At 66.6% G+C, this 4,151-nt stretch carries 5 protein-coding genes; 4 read left to right on the forward strand and 1 reads right to left on the reverse strand.

What is annotated here, in order from left to right; genetic code table 11:
- Positions 1–30 precede the first annotated feature (30 nt).
- Positions 31–738 carry an acyl-homoserine-lactone synthase gene (locus tag RMQ73_RS07745; RefSeq protein ID WP_310497539.1) on the reverse strand — a complete coding sequence of 236 codons (708 nt, stop codon included), beginning with the start codon at positions 736–738 and terminating at the stop codon, positions 31–33.
- 83 nt (positions 739–821) lie between these two features.
- On the opposite strand from RMQ73_RS07745, the gene thyA reads away from it, so the two are divergent.
- The 4 genes from thyA to RMQ73_RS07765 all read left to right on the forward strand — a co-directional run.
- Positions 822–1,778, forward strand: coding sequence for a thymidylate synthase (gene thyA, locus RMQ73_RS07750; protein ID WP_310497540.1), 957 nt, complete (start codon positions 822–824; stop codon positions 1,776–1,778).
- Complete coding sequence (locus RMQ73_RS07755; protein ID WP_310497541.1) at positions 1,775–2,284, forward strand: dihydrofolate reductase; 510 nt, start codon at positions 1,775–1,777, stop codon at positions 2,282–2,284. Before thyA ends, RMQ73_RS07755 begins: the two co-directional genes overlap by 4 nt.
- Entirely contained in the window at positions 2,284–3,459 is a 1,176-nt protein-coding gene (locus RMQ73_RS07760) for a dipeptidase (RefSeq protein WP_310497543.1), read from the forward strand. Before RMQ73_RS07755 ends, RMQ73_RS07760 begins: the two co-directional genes overlap by 1 nt.
- Positions 3,460–3,468: 9 nt before the next feature.
- The coding region (locus RMQ73_RS07765) for a bifunctional riboflavin kinase/FMN adenylyltransferase (RefSeq protein ID WP_310497545.1) at positions 3,469–4,151 on the forward strand (683 nt) is incomplete at its 3' end.

Raw genomic sequence — 4,151 nt, forward strand, 5'->3', positions numbered from 1 at the left:
CCCTCGGCTGGCGGAGACAGTGGCGCAGGGTCAAAACACCATTGTCTGCTCCGGGCCGATCTCGGAGAACGCCGGGCTATCAAAGTCCCAGGCGTCGCGAAGGCGGTGGAGGGTTTCGTGGTTCACGAAGATCTGTAGGGCACCGACCGCATCGGCGCCGCTACCTGAAGGAAAGCCCAAAGGCTCCGCGTCCCAGCCGATGCTGAGCAGCGATGGCAGCCACGCCATGTGCGTCATCATCGTATAACGGCTGATGCCATGGCTGAGCGCGTGCTCGAACAGGCCGAGCGACAATTGCCGGCGCACCTGCAGCGCCTGGGCGCGGCCAAGGCCGGGGCTGGTCAGCAGCCGGGTGATTTCCCAGACATCATCGCCGCGCGGCACGCCGCCGGCGCACAAATGCGGATACAGATCGCCGATCAGGTGCGGGCCGGTGCTGGGCAGAAGCCGCACCGAGCCAAGATGGCGCATCGTCTGTTCCTGATGCGCCACAAGATACAGCGTGTCATCGCCGTCGTAGGCGTCGATCTCCCGCAGGCCATCGGGCGAGCGCAAATCCCAGCCGAGCTGATCGATGAACACGGTCTTGCGGTCGCGCAGCATCTGGGCCAACGGCTCTGGCCGTCTTGCGGTTGCCGGCCGGAGACGTTCCAGCACGGATACACCGCCGCCGTCGACATAGCGGCCGGCCACCGCAGCTATTGTGCTGCTGCTCCCTGCTGTGGCCGTGCCGAACATCTGCTTGCCTCCGGTTGGTGACTTGTCTTGACCGGGCAATGGCGGCACATGGCTGGGTTCCACCATATCCCTGAACAGGGGCAATGACCTTGACCGGCGAAACACAGTATCTTGATCTCGTGGCGCGAGTCTGGGCGTCCGGCGTGCAGCGCGGCGACCGCACTGGCACCGGCACGCGCGCGCTGTTCGGGGAAACGCTGCGCTTCGATTTGTCGGACGGCACCGTGCCGCTGCTCACCACCAAGCGCATATTCTGGAAATCGGCGATCAAGGAACTGATCTGGTTCCTGAACGGGGAACGCAACATCAGGCCGCTGGTGGCACAGGGCGTGCATATCTGGACGGATTGGCCGCTCGATGCCTATCGCCGCGCGACCGGTGAGGCGCTGGACCGCGATGCGTTCGAGGCGCGGATCATTGCGGACGCCGATTTTGCCGCGCGCTGGGGCGATCTTGGCCCGGTGTATGGCGTGCAGTGGCGGCACTGGCCGCGCTTTGTGCCAGCGGGCGCCGATGCCGATGGCAATGCCCTTTTCACCCGCGACCCTGACGGCATCGACCAGATCGCCGCCCTCGTCCATGGCCTAAAGCACAATCCCGCCAGCCGGCGCCACATCTTCACCGGCTGGAACGTCGCCGAGCTTGACGGCATGGCGCTGCCGCCCTGCCACATGACCTATCAGTATTTCGTGGCACCCGATGCGAACGGCGTGTCGCGCTTGTCGGGCATCCTCTACCAGCGGTCCTGCGACCTTGGCCTGGGGTTCCCGTTCAACATCTTCGAGGCGGCGCTGCTCATCCGCATGCTGGCGCAGCAATGCGATCTGGAGCCGGGCGAACTGGTCTGGATGGGCGCCGACTGCCATGTCTATGCCAATCACGAACATCTGGTGACCGAGCAGTTGACGCGCAGCCCGCGTGCGTTCCCCGTCCTGACGCTGGCGCGGCGGCCGGACAGCATCCTGGACTATGCAATCGAGGATTTCGTGCTCAACGGCTATGATCCGCACCCGCATATCGCAGCGCCGGTGGCGGTATGAGCCTTGAGGTCGTGCTGGTGGTCGCGCGGGCGAAAAACGGCGTCATCGGCAAGGATGGCGCATTGCCATGGCACCTGCCCGAGGACCTGAAACGCTTCAAGCGCATGACTGTCGGCAAGCCGGTGATCATGGGGCGCAAGACGTTCGAATCGATCGGCAAGCCGCTGCCTGGCCGCCAGAATATCGTCATGACCCGCGATAGCGCCTGGACGGCGCCCGGCGTGACGGTGGCGGCCAATCTTGCCGAGGCTGTGGCGGCTGCAGGCCTTGACCCGCGCGCCCGCGCCGACGGTATCATGGTGATCGGCGGCGCGCAGGTCTATGCGCTGGCCATGCCGGTGGCAACGCGCATCGAGCTGACCGAGGTGGACGCCGAGCCGCAGGGCGATACGGTCTTGCCGGCGTTCGATGCGGCGCGCTGGCAGGAAATCGCCCGCGAAACGCATGGCCCCGAGGGTGATCGCCCCGGCTATGCCTTTGTGACCCTGACGCGAAGGAACCCGTGATGCGCAAATGGTTGATCGGTCTTGGCGGCAGTGTCCTGCTGGCAGCGGCGGGGTTTTTTCTGTTCGTGCCGGCCATGGCCGAGGGCGGGATGAACAAGGTGGAAGGCGGGCCGTTCCCGGCGTCTGCTGCTGCCAAGGCGCTGCACAAGCGTCTGACCGTCATCGACCTGCATTCGGATACCTTGCTGTGGCAGCGCGACATGCTGGACCGGGCGACGCGCGGCCATGTCGATCTGCCGCGACTTGAGGACGGCCATGTCGCGCTCCAGGTGTTTTCCAGCGTCACCAAGACGCCCAAGGGCCAGAACTACAACAGCAACAGCGGCGATACCGACAACATCACCCTGCTGGCCATCGGCCAATTGCAGCCGGTGCGGACATGGGGTTCATTGCTCGAACGCTCGCTTTGGCACGGCGAAAAACTGCACCGCGCGGTGGCGGCGTCCGATGGCCGGCTGCGGCTGGTCCAGACGCCTGCCGACATGGCGGCGCTGCTGGCCGACCGCGCCGCTGGCAAGCCGGTGACAGGCGCGCTGCTGTCGGTCGAAGGCGCGCATGACCTTGAGGGCAAGCTGGGCAATCTGGACAGGCTGCATGGCGCGGGTTTCCGCATGCTGGGCCTGGTGCATTTCTTCGACAATGACATCGGCGGGTCGATGCACGGCGAGCGCAAGGCCGGCCTGACGCCACTGGGTGCCGATGTCGTGCGCGCCATGGAGGCCAAGGGCATGATCGTCGATCTGGCGCACAGCAGCGCCGCGACCTTTGCCGATGTGCTGCGCATCGCGCGCCGGCCGGTGGTGGTCAGCCATGGCGGCGTCAAGGCGACCTGCGACACGCCGCGCAACCTGACCGACGACCAGCTGCGCGCGCTGGCGGCCAATGGCGGCATGATCGGCATCGGGTACTGGGATGCCGCCGTGTGCGCGCCCACCCCTGCAGCGACGGCGCGGGCGATCGTGCATGTCATCAAGGTGGCGGGCATCGACCATGTCGCGCTGGGGTCCGATTATGACGGCAGCACCACGGTCGGTTTCGATACGGCGCAGCTGGCGGTGATGACACAGGCGCTGCTGGATGCCGGGCTGACCGAGGCCGAGATTGCGATGGTGATGGGCGGCAATGCGGCGCGGCTGCTGGCCGCCGGTCTGGCGCCGATGCCGGCCAGCCGCTAAGCGCTGTTCATGGAGCGGATCACAGGGGGCAAGCGTTTGCCCGAACATCTGCGCGGCGGCATTGCGGCGCTGGGCAATTTCGATGGCTTTCACGCCGGGCACCAGTGTGTGGTCGGCACGGCGCGCGATGCAGCGCGGGCGCGCGGCGTGCCGGCGCTGGTCGCAACCTTCGATCCGCATCCGGCGCGGCTGTTTCAGCCCGGCCTGCCGCCGTTTGCCCTGACCAGCATCGAGCAGCGCTGCGACCTGTTTGCGGAATTCGGCATGGACGGCGCCGTGGTGATGCCGTTCGACCGGGCGCTGGCGGCCTTGTCGGCTGAAGAATTCGTGACCGAATGGCTGGTGGACCGTCTGGGTGTGTCCGGCGTGGTGACGGGCGGCGATTTCACCTTCGGCAAGGGCCGGTCAGGCACGGTCGCCGATCTGGCGCGGCTGGGTGCGGCGCATGGATTTTCGGCCGCAGTGGTGGCGCCGGTCGATGATGGCGGCGGCACGATTTCGTCCACCCGCGTGCGTGCCGCGCTGCGCGAAGCCGATCCCGGTGCCGCCGCCGCGCTGCTGACCCGGGCGTTTACGATTCGCGGCATTGTCGAACATGGCGCCAAATTGGGCCGCACTTTGGGGTTTCCCACCGCCAACATGCGGCTGGGGGATTATGTCCGCCCGGCGTACGGCGTGTATGCGGTGCGGGT

This window comes from Sandarakinorhabdus sp., assembly GCF_031430775.1.
Lineage (GTDB): Bacteria > Pseudomonadota > Alphaproteobacteria > Sphingomonadales > Sphingomonadaceae > Sandarakinorhabdus.